The sequence below is a fragment of the Seinonella peptonophila genome (assembly GCF_900129355.1).
GTDB lineage: Bacteria > Bacillota > Bacilli > Thermoactinomycetales > Thermoactinomycetaceae > Seinonella > Seinonella peptonophila.
The window spans coordinates 36,269-51,300 of record NZ_FQVL01000002.1 but is presented as its reverse complement, the minus strand read 5'-3'; the positions used below and the strand labels follow the sequence as shown (position 1 = coordinate 51,300).

General features: G+C 39.3%; 17 protein-coding genes. 11 read left to right on the top strand and 6 right to left on the bottom strand.

Annotation, left to right across the window (positions count from 1 at the left end; genetic code table 11):
* Positions 1-39: 39 nt before the first annotated feature.
* Positions 40-144: a stage V sporulation protein SpoVM gene (spoVM, locus tag BUB71_RS20335; RefSeq protein WP_073153028.1), complete on the top strand. Its 105-nt coding sequence runs from the start codon at positions 40-42 to the stop codon at positions 142-144.
* 80 nt (positions 145-224) lie between these two features.
* On the opposite strand, the gene rpmB is transcribed toward spoVM, so the two are convergent.
* Complete coding sequence (rpmB, locus tag BUB71_RS04605) at positions 225-416, bottom strand: 50S ribosomal protein L28 (RefSeq protein ID WP_073153025.1); 192 nt, start codon at positions 414-416, stop codon at positions 225-227.
* A gap of 154 nt (positions 417-570) precedes the next feature.
* On the opposite strand from rpmB, the gene BUB71_RS04600 reads away from it, so the two are divergent.
* The 4 genes from BUB71_RS04600 to recG are packed head-to-tail and all read left to right on the top strand — an operon-like array spanning position 571 to position 5,553.
* Complete coding sequence (locus BUB71_RS04600; protein WP_073153022.1) at positions 571-936, top strand: Asp23/Gls24 family envelope stress response protein; 366 nt, start codon at positions 571-573, stop codon at positions 934-936.
* Positions 937-964: 28 nt separating this feature from the next.
* On the top strand, positions 965-2,593 hold the full coding sequence (locus BUB71_RS04595) for a DAK2 domain-containing protein (RefSeq protein WP_073153018.1): 1,629 nt from the start codon (positions 965-967) through the stop codon (positions 2,591-2,593).
* A gap of 35 nt (positions 2,594-2,628) precedes the next feature.
* Entirely contained in the window at positions 2,629-3,501 is an 873-nt protein-coding gene (locus BUB71_RS04590; protein WP_073153014.1) for a DegV family protein, read from the top strand.
* A gap of 3 nt (positions 3,502-3,504) precedes the next feature.
* A complete protein-coding gene (gene recG / locus BUB71_RS04585; RefSeq protein ID WP_073153010.1) occupies positions 3,505-5,553 on the top strand; it encodes an ATP-dependent DNA helicase RecG in 2,049 nt (682 codons plus the stop codon).
* 33 nt (positions 5,554-5,586) lie between these two features.
* Here the strand turns inward: recG and BUB71_RS04580 are convergent, their stop codons facing one another.
* Both BUB71_RS04580 and BUB71_RS04575 read right to left on the bottom strand, forming a co-directional pair.
* Positions 5,587-6,978: an MFS transporter gene (locus tag BUB71_RS04580; protein ID WP_073153006.1), complete on the bottom strand. Its 1,392-nt coding sequence runs from the start codon at positions 6,976-6,978 to the stop codon at positions 5,587-5,589.
* A 149-nt stretch (positions 6,979-7,127) separates the two neighbouring features.
* Positions 7,128-7,562 carry an Rrf2 family transcriptional regulator gene (locus BUB71_RS04575; RefSeq protein ID WP_073153001.1) on the bottom strand — a complete coding sequence of 145 codons (435 nt, stop codon included), beginning with the start codon at positions 7,560-7,562 and terminating at the stop codon, positions 7,128-7,130.
* Positions 7,563-7,607: 45 nt separating this feature from the next.
* Between BUB71_RS04575 and BUB71_RS19020 the strand changes: the two genes are divergently transcribed.
* Positions 7,608-7,862, top strand: coding sequence for a hypothetical protein (locus BUB71_RS19020; protein ID WP_139278984.1), 255 nt, complete (start codon positions 7,608-7,610; stop codon positions 7,860-7,862).
* 109 nt (positions 7,863-7,971) lie between these two features.
* Here the strand turns inward: BUB71_RS19020 and BUB71_RS04570 are convergent, their stop codons facing one another.
* Positions 7,972-8,727 (bottom strand): MerR family transcriptional regulator, encoded by a 756-nt coding sequence (locus BUB71_RS04570; protein ID WP_073154068.1) that lies wholly within the window; start codon positions 8,725-8,727, stop codon positions 7,972-7,974.
* Positions 8,728-9,044: 317 nt separating this feature from the next.
* Here BUB71_RS04570 and BUB71_RS04565 point away from each other — a divergent pair, with 317 nt between their 5' ends.
* From BUB71_RS04565 to coaD, 3 genes are all read left to right on the top strand, one after another.
* Positions 9,045-9,350: a hypothetical protein gene (locus BUB71_RS04565; RefSeq protein WP_073152998.1), complete on the top strand. Its 306-nt coding sequence runs from the start codon at positions 9,045-9,047 to the stop codon at positions 9,348-9,350.
* A 602-nt stretch (positions 9,351-9,952) separates the two neighbouring features.
* Positions 9,953-10,531: a 16S rRNA (guanine(966)-N(2))-methyltransferase RsmD gene (gene rsmD / locus BUB71_RS04560; RefSeq protein ID WP_073152995.1), complete on the top strand. Its 579-nt coding sequence runs from the start codon at positions 9,953-9,955 to the stop codon at positions 10,529-10,531.
* Positions 10,532-10,533: 2 nt separating this feature from the next.
* Complete coding sequence (gene coaD / locus BUB71_RS04555; protein ID WP_073152992.1) at positions 10,534-11,013, top strand: pantetheine-phosphate adenylyltransferase; 480 nt, start codon at positions 10,534-10,536, stop codon at positions 11,011-11,013.
* On the opposite strand, the gene ylbJ is transcribed toward coaD, so the two are convergent.
* Complete coding sequence (gene ylbJ, locus BUB71_RS04550; protein ID WP_073152989.1) at positions 10,973-12,217, bottom strand: sporulation integral membrane protein YlbJ; 1,245 nt, start codon at positions 12,215-12,217, stop codon at positions 10,973-10,975. The two genes, coaD and ylbJ, sit on opposite strands and share 41 nt — an antisense overlap.
* 62 nt (positions 12,218-12,279) lie before the next feature.
* The gene (locus BUB71_RS04545) at positions 12,280-12,900 is read right to left on the bottom strand and encodes an HD domain-containing protein (RefSeq protein ID WP_073152986.1); all 621 of its coding nucleotides are present in this window, start codon (positions 12,898-12,900) and stop codon (positions 12,280-12,282) included.
* Between the two features lie 122 nt (positions 12,901-13,022).
* On the opposite strand from BUB71_RS04545, the gene BUB71_RS04540 reads away from it, so the two are divergent.
* Positions 13,023-13,823, top strand: a complete 801-nt coding sequence (locus BUB71_RS04540; protein WP_073152982.1) for a patatin-like phospholipase family protein — start codon at positions 13,023-13,025, stop codon at positions 13,821-13,823.
* Positions 13,810-14,853 (top strand): SepM family pheromone-processing serine protease, encoded by a 1,044-nt coding sequence (locus BUB71_RS04535; RefSeq protein ID WP_073152978.1) that lies wholly within the window; start codon positions 13,810-13,812, stop codon positions 14,851-14,853. The genes BUB71_RS04540 and BUB71_RS04535 overlap by 14 nt, the downstream gene beginning before the upstream one ends.
* Positions 14,854-15,032 lie beyond the last annotated feature (179 nt).

The window sequence follows — 15,032 nt, the reverse complement described above, 5'->3', positions numbered from 1 at the left end:
CTTGAAACTCTATAGAATATAGATAAGTGAGGGGTTTATATGAATGAAGGGGGAATTGAGGTGAAGTTCTACACCATCAAGCTTCCAAGGTTCCTCGGCGGGATGGTAAAGGTCTTGATCGGTATGTTTGGAAAAAAAGAATAATACATGAAGAAAAGGCACTGCTTAATTAGTAGTGCTTTTTCAATTTTTTGGGATATTTTCAGTCAAAAACCCGCTGCAACTTAGGCGCGGGTTACTTTTCCTGATTTCAAAGCTTTTGCGCTTACATAGACGCGCTTTGGCTTCCCATTCTCATCGATAATCCGTACTTTTTGAACATTAACGCCCCATTTTCTACGGGTTTTACGGTGAGAGTGGCTCACATTGTTTCCAGACATCGCTTTTTTGCCGGTGACATAACAACGACGTGCCATGTTGTCCACCTCCAATCAAAATCCGTTTACACTTAGACACCCGTGCATTATAGCATAAAGAATCGATCATTGTCTAGGATCGCTTTGCTTTCTTTCTAGGAACTGTTAGTGTACAATGATTTCAATCAATCACCTCAACTGAGGAGGGTATTTCATGAGCGTTGAAATTATGAATGATTTAGGACAAGTAGAGGTTACAACAGAGGTGATTTCCACAATCGCTGGTGTTGCTGCAATGGATTGTTATGGATTAGTAGGTATGGCATCCAGAAGTCAGTTGAAAGATGGAATTACAGAGCTATTGCGACGAGAAAATTTTAGCAAGGGAATTGAAGTAAAGGTAGACGAAGGGGATGTCCAAGTCGATCTGTATATCATTGTCGGTTATGGAACAAAAATTTCAGAAGTAGCCAGTAATGTTCAATCAAAAGTGAAATATACACTTGAACAAATGACAGGTCTCAATGTGAAAGAGATTAATATTTTTGTTCAGGGAGTGCGATTGTTAAAAGGAGATTAAATGTATAGGGGGCAAAGGGGGGAGAAAAATGGAGCAGATCAATGCAGCTCAATTTATGCAAATGATGCAAGCAGGTGCTCATAATCTAGAAAAAAAAGCCCAAACAGTAAATGCATTAAATGTTTTTCCAGTTCCCGATGGAGATACAGGAACCAATATGAGCCTAACGATTCAAGCTGGTGTCCAAGAAATGTTACGAAGTAAGGCTGATTCGGTTGGCGATTTGGCTGTAGCTCTTTCCAAAGGGCTTTTAATGGGGGCACGGGGCAATTCGGGGGTTATCTTATCCCAATTGTTTAGAGGCTTTTCGAAAGCCATTTCTACAGAAACATCAGTGAGTACAAAACAGTTTGCCCTTGCATTGCAAAAAGGGATAGAAACTGCTTATCAAGCGGTGATGAAGCCTGTGGAAGGTACTGTGTTAACCGTTGCCCGCATGGCTGCTGAAGCTGCTTCAATGCAAATGTGGAAAAAACAGTCTCTTGAAGAGATGATGGAGACTGTTTATCAAGCTGCAAATGTCGCACTTGCCAAGACACCAGATCTGTTACCTGTATTAAAAGAGACTGGTGTAGTAGATGCTGGAGGACAAGGGTTAGTTTATATTTATCAAGGAATGTTAAGTGCATTAAAAGGGAATTATCAATTGGAGCAAGAAGAATTCTTTGGCGAACCAGATGAATTTATTCATGAATCTCATCAGGAGAAAATTGATCCTCAAACAATTGAATACGGTTACTGCACAGAATTTTTAATTGATTTGCATACCACAAGGAGACCTACTACGCTTTTTGATGAGCCAAAATTCCGCCAAGAATTGCAATCATTTGGTGATTCTTTGCTTGTTGTAGCTGATGAGCAATGGGTAAAAGTTCATATTCATGCAGAACATCCTGGTGATGTTTTAAATTACGCGATGAAATATGGTGACCTAACCCGAATGAAGATTGATAATATGCGCAAGCAGCATGAAAAAATTACTCATCCACCAACGCCGAGCAAGGGACGAGGATTTCTCACTGTTACAACTGGACAAGGTATTGCAAAGGTATTCCAAAGCATCGGAGTCGATCTTGTAGTTGAAGGTGGACAGTCGATGAATCCGAGTGCAGATGAGTTAACCAAAGCAGTAAAACAAATCGGTAAAGAGGAAGTTGTCATACTGCCTAATAACAAAAATATTATTATGACAGCTGAGCAAGTAAAACATTTAACAGATATAAACATTATTGTGCTTAAAACCAAAACCATTCCACAAGGATTAGCAGCTATGCTTGCCTATCGTTCTGACGAAGATTGGGAAGTAAATCAAAAACAAATGAAAGAAGCAATCCAGCGTGTACGTTCAGGTGAGGTAACATATGCAATCCGTGATACAAGCATTGGTGAATTATCGATTCATAAGGGCGATTATCTTGGCATTGCCGATGGAACGATTCGTCATGTTGGGCAAGATATTTATCGAACGGCAGAGGCTTTACTTGGGGAAATGGTTGATGAGGATGCAGAAATGATCACAATCTTCTATGGCGAAGATTTACAATCAACAGAAGTAGTCCAGTGGGGAAAACGATTGGAAGAACAATTTCCAGATCAAGAGATTGAACTTCATGCAGGAAATCAGCCGCTTTATTATTTTGTGATTGCTGTTGAGTAAAACAGCAATCTTGTTTTATGGGAGTTGTTGAGATAATGGAGAAAATAGTTCGGATATTAACCGATAGCACTGCTGATATACCTCAAGAAATCGTCAATGAATTAGGAATTTGGGTCGTCCCTCTAAAGGTACAAATCGACGGTAATCGCTATTTAGACGGAGTAGATATAAATACACAAGAATTTTACCAAAAAATTGAGCAAATTGATCATATCGCTACCACATCACAGCCCTCACCAAATGATTTTATGCAATCATTTGAAGCAATGATTGAACAAGGGACAAAGGAGATTTTGTCGATCCATGTCTCTTCTGTGTTAAGTGGTACTTATCAATCAGCAACATTAGCTGCGCAAATGGTTCAAGAAAAGTATAAGGATATAAAGATTAAAACATTAGATTCCCAAAGTGTTACATTTGCAATGGGACAAATGGTAATCAATGCTGCACGTGCAGCCAAAGAAGGAAAATCGACTGATGAATGTGTGCAAATAGCGAACCAAACAAAGAAAAATCTACGTGTGTACGCTTATGTAGATACATTAGAATATTTACAAAAAGGAGGGCGGATTGGCAAAGCTTCCAAACTGATTGGATCATTACTAAATATTAAACCGATTATCTCTTTAAACGAAGAAGGAACTGTGATCCCAATTGATCGTGTGAGAGGGCGTAAAAAGGCAGCAAGGCGAATTTTTTCTCTTTTATCTGATGAGTTTCCTCCAAAAAGTCGTGTTCAGATTGGAATCCTGTCTGGCATACGCAGAGAAGAAGGAGAAGAATGGCTTCGTATACTAAAAGAGCAGTATCAAGTTGAAGATCATGTGATCACAAATTTTGGTCCCACTGTCTCTTCTCATCTTGGACCATATGCGACAGGCGTTGTAATCGTATTGCTGGAGGATTAAATCATGAGTCAACTTGAAAAAATGCAACTGAGGGAACTGCCAGAAATAACAAATCGACAGATTGAACAGTTACAACAACTTCAAATTAACTCGATTTGGGATTTGCTCACTTACTTTCCGTTTCGATATGAAGATATGCGTCTCTCTGACTTATCACAGGCAGTTGAAGATGAAAAAGTAGCCATTCAAGGGATGATTGTAGGACAACCTAGTCTTCGTTGGTTAGGTAAAAAGAAGTCGCGATTAGTTGCGCGATGTCAAGTAGATGGGTTAACTGTTCAGCTTGTTTGGTTTAATCAACATTTCTTAAAAGACAAATTAACAGATGGAAAAGAAATAGCTGTTGCAGGTCGATGGGATCGAGAAAGGTTACAGATAACAGTTTCCCGAACACTTCTTTCCAAAGCAGAACAAGAGAAGTTTTTAGGGCAATTTGAACCGATCTATTCCTTGAGTCAAAGTATTAAGATGAAAACGATTCGAAAGTTAGTCTATCAAGCATTTGTACATTTTGGACGTGAGATTGAAGAGATTTTACCGGCAGAGATTTGTGTACAATATCACTTCCTTTCTCGAGCTAAAGCCATGTATCTGCTTCATTTCCCGCGGAGCCGAGAGGAGCTTTATCAAGCACGCCGTCGAATGATCTATGAAGAGCTTTTTCTTTATGAATGCAAAATCTTCTGGTTAAAAGAAACAAACCAGCAGCAATTAAAGGGAATTCAACATCAGATTCCAATGAAACAAATAGATCATTTAACAGAAAGCTTGCCCTTCCCTTTGACAAAAGCTCAGAAACGTGTCATGGAGGAGATTATATCGGATCTGCGTGCTAATACACCAATGAATCGGTTATTACAGGGAGATGTAGGTTCAGGAAAAACTGTGATTGCTGCAATTGCCCTCTATGCTGTGTGGTTGAGTGGCTATCAAGGTGCTTTGATGGTACCAACAGAAATTTTAGCTGAACAACATGCTAAATCATTGCGACAGATGTTAGAGACACATGGTTTAAAAGTGGTATCTCTGGTTGGTGGCATGCGTACCAAAGAGAGACGAACTGTGCTTGAGCAGATTGAAATCGGTTTAGCAGATGTTGTTGTGGGAACTCATGCATTAATCCAAGAAAGTGTTGCTTTTAAGAAATTAGGATTAGTCATTACCGATGAACAACATCGATTTGGGGTAAAACAGCGAACAGCACTACGTGAAAAGGGCTTTCTACCAGATGTCCTTTGTATGACGGCTACGCCAATCCCAAGAACATTAGCGATCACTTATTTTGGTGAGATGGAAGTTTCTATCATTGATGAGATGCCTGCAGGCCGTCAACCGATTGAGACACATTGGGTGAAGAAAGATCATTGGTCAAAGGTACTCACCTTTATCAAAAAAGAATGTAAAACAGGAAGACAAGCTTATGTGATTTGCCCATTGATTGAGGAGTCAGAGAAGATTGATTTGCAAAATGCTCAAGATGTATATGAACAATTGGTAACACAGTTAGCTCCATTGCGAGTAGGCTTACTTCATGGGCGAATGCATGCAGTTGAGAAAGAAGAGGTAATGGAAGCATTTGCAAAAAATGAGTTGCAAGTTTTAGTATCAACAACTGTTGTAGAAGTGGGGGTAAATGTACCAAATGCAACAGCGATGGTAATCTACGATGCAGATCGTTTTGGGCTCTCTCAGTTACATCAATTGCGTGGACGTGTTGGGCGTGGTTCACATGCATCTACATGTATCTTAATCGCTGATCCTAAGACCGAGACAGGGGTTGGACGGATGAAGATTATGACAGAGACCAATGATGGTTTTGTGATTTCGGAAGAAGATTTAAGCTTACGTGGACCAGGAGACTTCTTAGGTGTGAAACAGAGTGGGCTACCTGAGTTTAAAATTGCTGATTTAACGATGGATCAACAAATTTTGGAATATGCACGTGCCGATGCTGCAAAGTGGGTTGCAAATGTAGAAAATGCAGATGCGAGTGACCAGTCATTAAAAAGGCTTTTAGCATCTTTAAAAACAAAAGCACAGCATCTCGATTAAACAAAAAGGCTAGGGATTTTACCCTAGCCTTTATTATATCGATTCATTTGATAGTTCTGTCTTGGAATCTCTACCAAACGTGAAGTAATAGAGTAGAGTCGCAACGAGAATGACAAAGACAAAGATCAAAAGCAAATTACTATATTGGTAGGCAGAAGTATGGGTGACGAGCGGATGTAACTCAACTTTTAGCAACGGAGATTCTAAGGCTTTTGAAACAAGCGCTGTTCCAATTGCACCAGAGATAAAGGAAGTAAGATTGTAAAAGCCCATTCCTACGCCCACTTGCTCTTTGGGAAGAATATTCGTCACACTTTCGATCAAAGCTGTTTGAAGGAAAGAGAAACCAATATAGAGAAGGATCAAAGCCATTCCAATATACCATACCCAGAGACCGAAGAGTGAAGATTGTAATAACAGGCTTAGGGTTATGAATCCTAGACCCAGATAAACAACAAAATGACTTCCCTTTTTCACAGTCATATTTCCCGCAACTGTTCCAAAAATAACAGCACTAAAAGCACCTGGAAACATGATTAATCCTATCGATGATGACTCTAAATGATAGAGACCATTAAACATTAATGGGAGCAAAAACATGATGCCCATCACTGTGCTAAAGACCAGAAAACCAATCATAATCCCGCTACGGTACAGTGGGTTAGAGAACAATTGGGGGTCAACAAACGGTTCATCAACTCGGTGAATATGAATAATAAACCAGATGAGCGAGAGTATTGTTCCAATCAAATAGAACCAATTTTCTTCGGTTACAAATAAGATAAGTGTTGAAACAATAATTGCCATTAAGAGTGTGCCTAGTATGTCAAGCCGTCCTTCTTTCGTCTCTTCATGGGGTAACAGACGGTTTAAAAATGGGAGTGCTACAAGTGAAAATACAGGAATCATAAATAAGTATGACCAATGAAAACTGCCGGAGATATACCCTCCTAATACAGGACCTACACCAATTGCAAATGAAACGGTTGAGGTGATCCATCCAAATAATTTTCCACGCTCGTCTTTGGTAAAGTACCTTGCAACAATCACCATGACAAGTGCAGGGATGGCAGAAGCTCCTGCTCCTTGAATCGCTCTTGAGAAGAGGACAATTGGATAAGTGTCGTTAAAGATAAAACCAATCAGTGACGAAGCACTATAACTAATAATTCCGATAGATATCAATCTTTTGACACTAAACATATCAGAAAGTTTACCAAATATTACTGAGCCCATACCGAAAAAGATAATGAAGATAGTAATAATCCAACTCACTTGTGATGGATGTAGTTGAAACTGTTTGGCTATATTGGGCGTAGACACATTAAAAACAGTTTCATTTAATACAGCAAAAAAGATGACGTAAATAATCCAAGGTACAATTCGTTTAATCTCTGAAGAAGTTTGTGTAGTGGTTTGAGACACAGAAAAAAATCCTTTCTATTATTCATTTTTGAAATGTATGCTTCTAGTCCTCAAATGCAGTAATAGGGATTATATAAGAATATACGTTCTTTGTCAAACGTTTGTTTGTTATAACCGATTTAGTTATAACTAAGGCAAAAAATTAGCTCTTATTGAGCTAAAGAGTGAAATGATTGATCTAACAGTTGCTGTAAAGATATTTGTGCCAAATATTGTTCCATCATTTGTTGAGCTTCATTTAAAGTCTCACAGATGTTAGCTGAAAGTGAAGATGTAATTTGACACGAAGAATTAGACTCATCGCGAATGTTAAAGAGTTCACCATCATGATCAACTACTTCAACTGCCTTATATATATCGAGTAGTGTGATCTGATCAGTAGATTTTAGTAGAGAAGCACCCCCCACACCTGCGCGTACCTGTACAAGTTTTGCCTTTTTCAGCATAGCAATGATCTTTCTAATCACAACTGGGTTTGTCTGAAGTTGCTTTGCCAAATAATCTCCTGTACAAAGAGTTGGCTGAATAGCAATTAATGCCAAGATATGGATTCCCATCGGGAAACGGCAACTAAGTTTTTTCACCAAGTTCACCTCTTGTTGTAACCATATTAGTTCTAACGAGGAGGTTTGTCAACTGTATTTCATATTAAAAAGACTTCTGCTTATTCAGCAGAAGTCGCAGCTTGTAGACAAAGTAAAAGTTCCGTCAATCTTTCACGCTTCGCCTCCATTTCAGGCTGCGAAGAAGTCTTCAAGGCGCCTCGACTACTTGCTCAGGGCGGTATCAACTCGGCTAACGCCTCAAACAGTACTACCGCCTATTCTTCGCTTCATAGTCGAGGCTATGTAGCACCTGAAAGTCGCTCCGCAGCGAAATATTAACTTCACGATTTCTCCTTCTTCTACCCAATTGTACGACAACGTCTTTTTAGCATATAGGTTTTTCATTAGTCTGAGACTTCTGCTTATTCAGCAGAAGTCGCTAGGTTAATTATTTTTGTTGGGTTTCGGCATAAGAAATTGCTGCAACATGAAGATAATAAGCAAGACCGGGTTGTTGTGATTCAAGCATCTCACGATGAAAATCATCTTCAATAAAGAACCTTGTTTGTTGCAAGTAGTCAGAAGGTTTTATTTGGTGTCCATGCGTATTTAGATAATGTAAATGCTGTTTGACAATTGCTTGCACTTGATCATCATTTGCCGTGAGCTTATTTTGAAGGGCAGCTATCATTTTTGATGTAAAGCGTTGTGCCTCGATGGCCGCTTCATTCATTTCCTCGATTTGAATAGAATTCTCTTTTAATAGATCATATTGATATGCTTGAGTGAGATGTTCGTTTTGTTCTTGTAATGCCTCTTCCCATTCTGCTTCAGACGAAAAACCACGAAAAAGATTTGATTGGTCCATATGTTCTCCTTTCACAGTAGAATGGATCGATTCGTCGATTGTGTTAATTAATTGATGAAGTTTTTGGATTCGTTTTAGAAATAACTTCTTTTGTTGTTTTAATATCGATATCCGATCCAAGTTACTGTCTAATATTTTGTGAATCATTTTTAAGGGGAAATCAAGCTCACGAAAGAAAAGGATTCCTTGCAAACGTTCTAATTCTTTTTGTCCATATAGTCGATAGCCAGCTTCTGTTACTTGGGCGGGCAAAAGTAGCCCAATTTTATGATAGTGATGGAGTGTTTTGATCGAAACGTCTGCGAGTTTTGACATTTCCTTTACAGTTAGCAGCATCATTTGCATCCCCCTTGTGATAAATGCTAAATCCTCCTCTAAGGTCAGAGTCAACATTTCAAAAGCAAAAATATATGAATGAAATTTCGATTATGAATCGTATCAGACTAGGCGGAATGCCAGTAAGCATAACATGAAAGTGTTTTAGTCTGTCTATATGTATCGATATTGAGGATGTGATCAATTGGAGAGAGCAAAATAAATAGACATGCATGGTCCTACGTGGATTTTAAACGAGCAGATTTGTTTCTTTCCAAACGAACCTCCTTTTAGGGATTGTGCATATATTACCAAGAGACGTCAAGGAGGTTCAAAAAATGAGTCGTAAGTATTATCAACAATTAGCTGAACGTGTGAATCAACGGATTGGACGTCGGGCGCTAACAGCAGAAAAGATCGAATCGATCATCAATAGAGCTCGGCGAATACGTGCTCGTCATGGCGTACGAGCTTTATGGAACTATGCCTCAGGCTTACCATACGAATTATTTACAGAAAGGGAGATCAATTTACTACGACAATCACCCGAATGGCATGCAGTATCGTATGAGTTGATCGATGTCTTGATTCAAAAAGGAGTGATTACTCCTTGGGAGGCACAGTTTATGAAACAATATATTTAAAATAAGTGACCGTTTGCCATAGAGCAAGCGGTCATTTGGTTCATTATGTATGGGTACTTAAATCTAATTCTTTTCGAAGGAGTCGGATCGTTTGAACAGTAAATCTCCAAGACTATTACAGTAGGCTTCTAAAACATTTGAAAATCACCTTGCTCTTGTCAAGTCTTAGGGCTTGTATTGGGGACATTCGTCAATTCTTTGCCAATTTCACAACAAATATGAGATGGATTGAAAGATCAGAAAAGATGAGACATAGTCAGGCTGCGAGAGGGGTAAAATCTCTCTCTCCCCATAGATAAAGCTAGGGTTTTCTCTCTCGCCAGATATAAAAAAGAGCTCGCGTTATTACGCGAGCCAAATCTGTATCTTCCGAACGATCAATGATGAAAGATACGAAATGGGAGAGGAGAAACCGGAGGAAGAACTTATTGGGGAAATGTAAGTCTTCTCCGCGTTAAACCGCCATCCCGTTGATGGCGTTACCATCATCTTTTCCATTTAAACCATTTTTATACATTTTGTTGTGATTCTTAATTCTCTTTTCTCACTCTTTTGCTTTGTGTTAGGATTAGTGATAGCGAAAATCGATTGTAGGGAAAAGGATGACCAAAATGCGTGTAATTTCTGGTGAGTGTAAAGGGACGCGTTTACAGATGGTACCTGGAAGCCATGTTCGTCCCACGATTGACCGTGTAAAAGAATCATTGTTTGATCTGATCGGTCAACGTTTTTCGGGTGGAGAAGTGCTGGATTTGTTTGCTGGTACTGGTGGATTGGGAATTGAAGCGCTAAGCCGCGGAATGGACCGCGCCTTTTTTGTGGATCAATCGAACGTGAGCATTCATACAATACGAGAGAATTTGTCTAGAACCCGGTTAACAAAACAAGCAGATATCTTTCGAGGTGATGCCCGGACGGCATGTCGTTTGCTTGAGAAACAAAAAAGAAAATTTGATTTGATTTTTCTAGATCCACCCTATCAACGTCCCATCTTGCTTCCAATTATGAAGGAATTAACAAAGCGAAATCTGCTGAAAATAGATGGAATGGCAGTAATAGAAAGTCCACATACAGTTGATTTACCTGAAGAGATCGATTCATGGGTACTTCGAAAGCAAAGAAGTTATGGAAATACAATGATCACGATTTACGACTGTTGCCAGGATGTCAAGGGGGAGTAGATGTGAGAGTAGCAGTATATCCAGGAAGTTTTGATCCAATTACATTAGGTCATCTCGATATCATTCAACGCGGATTAAAAGTGTTCGATAAGATTATTGTTGCTGTCTTAGTTAATTCAAGTAAAACACCTCTATTTTCGATAGAAGAACGAAAACAAATGATTCGTGAAGCTACAATTGCTTATCCACAAGTAGAAGTGGATAGTTTTCAAGGGTTATTAGTAGACTACGTGCATCGTCGAAATGCACATGTTATTTTACGTGGATTACGAGCGATTTCTGATTTTGAATATGAATTGCAGATCGCATCGACCAATCGAAAATTAAGTGAAGAAATCGAGACTCTTTTTTTGATGACTAATCATCGTCACTCATTTATCAGCTCTGCTATGGTGAAAGAAGTAGCACGTTATGGTGCTGATGTGAGCGAGTTGGTGCCACCTAACGTTGTAGAGGCTCTCCAGCAGAAATTGCAGGTTTAAACAGTTGTTTTGTTCTGATCATCAGCCATATGATCGCGATCCAAGTACAGATATGTTGCCAGATTTCCCAATAATGTGGGAGATGAGTAGTAGTACGTGATAATGAAAAAGTAGAAATGTGAAGTGCAATGGGTTGAAGTGAAGGCTGTAAGATTTTCCATAGTAAAAAAGTGATGATACCTGCAAAAATAGCATGAAGTAATTTTCCTAAGAAATAAGGCCAATATCGAAGATTGGTTCGACTGATGATGCTAGCAATTTGAGCGTGAATGGAAAACCCGTTCCAACCAATAATCATACTAACCGCGACCAGCTTACTGATCAATGGGATTGTCGGTGGAGTATCGCTGATCATTTGTGAACCTAGTGTCATTTCAACAAGCCCAGCAAAGAAAGGTTCAGAGAGAGCTGGGGTTAATTGGACAATAGCAAATATCTTTTCGATTAATAGCGATCCCCATTGTTGAAATTCAAGGAAATGAATCAGATGAATAAATACGGAGAAGACCATAATAAATCCTCCGATCATCAGTAACGTGTGGACAGCAGAGGTTACGGCTTCTCCTAATAATTGGCCAAAATTTCTTCCATCTTGAATCCGCGCACGGTGCATGGCTCGTAATGCTCGTAGAATTAAAAACTCTTTATTTGTAGGAATTGGTGGGGTGGAGGGTGCATCTGTCCGATAAAAACGCATACATATGCCTACCAATATACTACTTATATAATGGGCGATAGCTAACAGCAAACCGATTCTAGGTTCTTCAAAAAAACCAACTGCCACAGCACCAAAGATAAATAGAGGGCTCGCTGTACTTGTAAAAGATAACAAGCGTTCTCCTTCTTCACGGGTCACGAGTTTTTGTTCTCGCAGCCGAGAAGTTAGTTTTGCCCCCATTGGATTTCCAGAGATAAAACCGACTGCCATAACAAAAGCTCCTGCACCAGGAACGCGAAAGATTGGGCGCATTAAAGGCTCTAACAAAATACCAACAAAGTGAACGACGCCAAAGCCGATCATCATTTCCGCGATGACAAAAAAGGGCAACAATGTTGGGAAAATCACATCCCACCAGATCTTTAACCCTCGGAGAGAAGAAGTGAAGGCTTGTTCGGGATATTGGACTAAAATGACGGCCATCATCAGCACAACTAGAGCTAAAAAAACAGATTGTGTTCGGCTGCGAAGCCATTTTAATTGCATGGTTTACTCTCCCCTCATGTCATCAAATCATTGATTACATGTTTACGCAGGAGAGGGACAAATTAGACCGCGAGATCTGGTAGCCCATGTACAAGATATTGCTCGACTCGTTCACATGTAATGATGAAATATTTCATATTATATAACATTTGCTGACTGATCTGATGTTGCGAACCATATCTTGAGACGATATCAGTAATCCGCTGTTCTAATGTAACATGCTCACCATTAGCAGAACGGTGAAGGTCACAATATGTAATCAGTTCAATATAGAGATGATCAATTGGATCAAGATAGGAATGATTTTGTTTATATAGGTTGACAATATCAGGAGATAGTTTCCAAGTTCGTTGAGCCTCCGTATGAAATAGAACACCAGCAATAATTGGTTTTGCAAACGCTTGTTTTTGTGCAAAAATGGCTCCATCAGTAGGATGAAAAGAAGTAATCTTTAGCGATTCACTGTATCCGATATCATGCAGATATGCGGTTTGAATTAATTGCTTCATATGTACAGAAGGAATTGATAATTTTATACATAAATCTTTCATTTCCTCTACTACACCTAAAATATGCTGATATCGAGGTGTATCAGGATGAATATAAGTTGATAGTTGTTCTGCATTTAGTTTTGTAGGAACTGCAGTTGATTTTATGGAAAGGTCCACAAGTGGTTGAGTCATATCATCAATCCTTATCGATATAAAATTTATTAGTCTATTACCCGTTTTTCTGAAAAAGTTATACATTTGAAATGCGAGAAATCATAAATGGCTAATCGCTTGACAGGAGGAGGAGCGGTAGCATGGGCAAAAGACCGAAAATCGGTCTAGCTTTAGGATCTGGTGCAGCAAGAGGGTTAGCACATATTGGCGTGCTAAAAGTTCTAAGTCGTGAAGGTATTCCGATAGATTATTTAGCCGGAAGTAGTATGGGGAGTATAATCGCCGTATTTTATGCAAATAAAATGGATTTAAATATGATGGAGAAATTTTTTGTTCACCTTAAAAGAAAGCACTGGTTAGATTTATCGGTTCCAGGACTTGGCTTTGTAATTGGGGATAAAATTAAAGAAATGGTGCGTCTATTAACACATCGTAAAGAAATCCAGGAACTCTTTGTACCAACTGCTATCGTCGCGACAGATTTGCGATGTGGTGAGCCTGTAATCTTCAGAGATGGCCCCATTTCTGATGCTGTTCGCGCCAGTATTTCGGTGCCAGGAATTTTTGAGCCCGTTATTATAAACGGGCGTGTCTTAGTTGATGGAGGTGTGATTGACCGAGTTCCGGCTTCTGTCGCAAAGGGTATGGGAGCTGATATTGTAGTTGGGGTTGATGTATTACCAGAGATAAATAAGGTGAAAATTAGCAATATCTTTGATGTCATTTTACAATCATTAGGCATTATGGAACGCGAATTATTAAATTACAGAATGCCAACAACAGATATAGTCATTCAACCTGATTGTGCAGATATTAGTCCAACTACATTTGATCAAGCTCAAGAGTGTATTCGTCGTGGAGAAGTAGCAACAGAAGAAAAGATAGAGTTAATCAAACAGCGGATTCGTGATTGGATGGGTGAACAGCATGCGCATATATAGAAGCATTTTTAAACAGGTTTTAATTGGTGTAGTTGCAGCTATTTTGGTGATTGGTTTATTTACTTGGCCCATTCCCTATTATGTGATGGGAGCGGGTTCTGCTGAAGAGATAAAGCCTACCATTTGGGTTGAAGGGAAGACCTCATTAAAAGAAAAAGGTGATTTTTTATTAACAACTGTCTCGGTTAGAGAGGGAACCATTTTTGACTATTTGAGAAGTAAGTTTTCTTCTGAAATGGAGTTAGTAGCGCGTGACAAAATGGTGCTGCAAGGAGAAACAAATCAAGAGTATGAATTAAGGCAAAAAGAGGAGATGATTCAGTCTCAAAATGCGGCAGTTGTTGCTGCATTTCGTCAGGCACATCGCCCTTTGCAAATAAAACAGCAAGGTGTTAAAATCTTAGGCTTTGCTCGAAAGCCAATCTCTGGTTTGCAAGTGGGAGATCAAATTGAACAAATTGATCAACACGCCATCCCAACTGTAACTAAATTGCACGCTTTTTTAGAAAATAAACGAGCTGGTGATCAGATTACTCTTACCATTCGACGAGATGGACAAAAATTAACACGAAAAGTCAAATTGATCTCTCTTTCGTCTAAACAGGTTGGTATTGGCATTGTTCCACGTAATCAAGTATCGGTTCAATCAAAACCAAAAGTCCGAATTACAACAGGAGAAATTGGTGGACCTTCAGCAGGTTTGATGCTATCACTAGAGCTTCTAAATCGACTGGTAGCAGGTGATATGACACATGGATTGCGAATTGCCGGAACCGGGACGATTGATGAAGGAGGTCAGGTAGGTCAGATTGGTGGGATTAAATATAAAATTATGTCAGCAGCCAAAGAGAAAGCAGCTTATTTTTTCTGCCCCAAAGATCAGCAGCCTACAGATGAGAATGAACAACAAGCAAAACAAACCGTGAAAAAACTTGGTTTACCCATTCGCGTCATTCCAGTACGATCATTGCAGGAAGCTGTCGATTATTTGGGTCAATTGACAAGCGCTGGGCACTTGGCTTATACTTAGCCGAGCAGGAAATCCTGTTTATTTTGCAAAATGTGAACGCCATTATGCTGCGATAAAGGTGAGTCAGCTTCGATTAAGGGGAAGTTTGATCCCTCTCGCAAGCATGAACAATCTTTGGTAAAATGGCAATGAGAAAATAATTTATAGGATAAGTAAGACTCGTAAGTCAGCAATGTCTG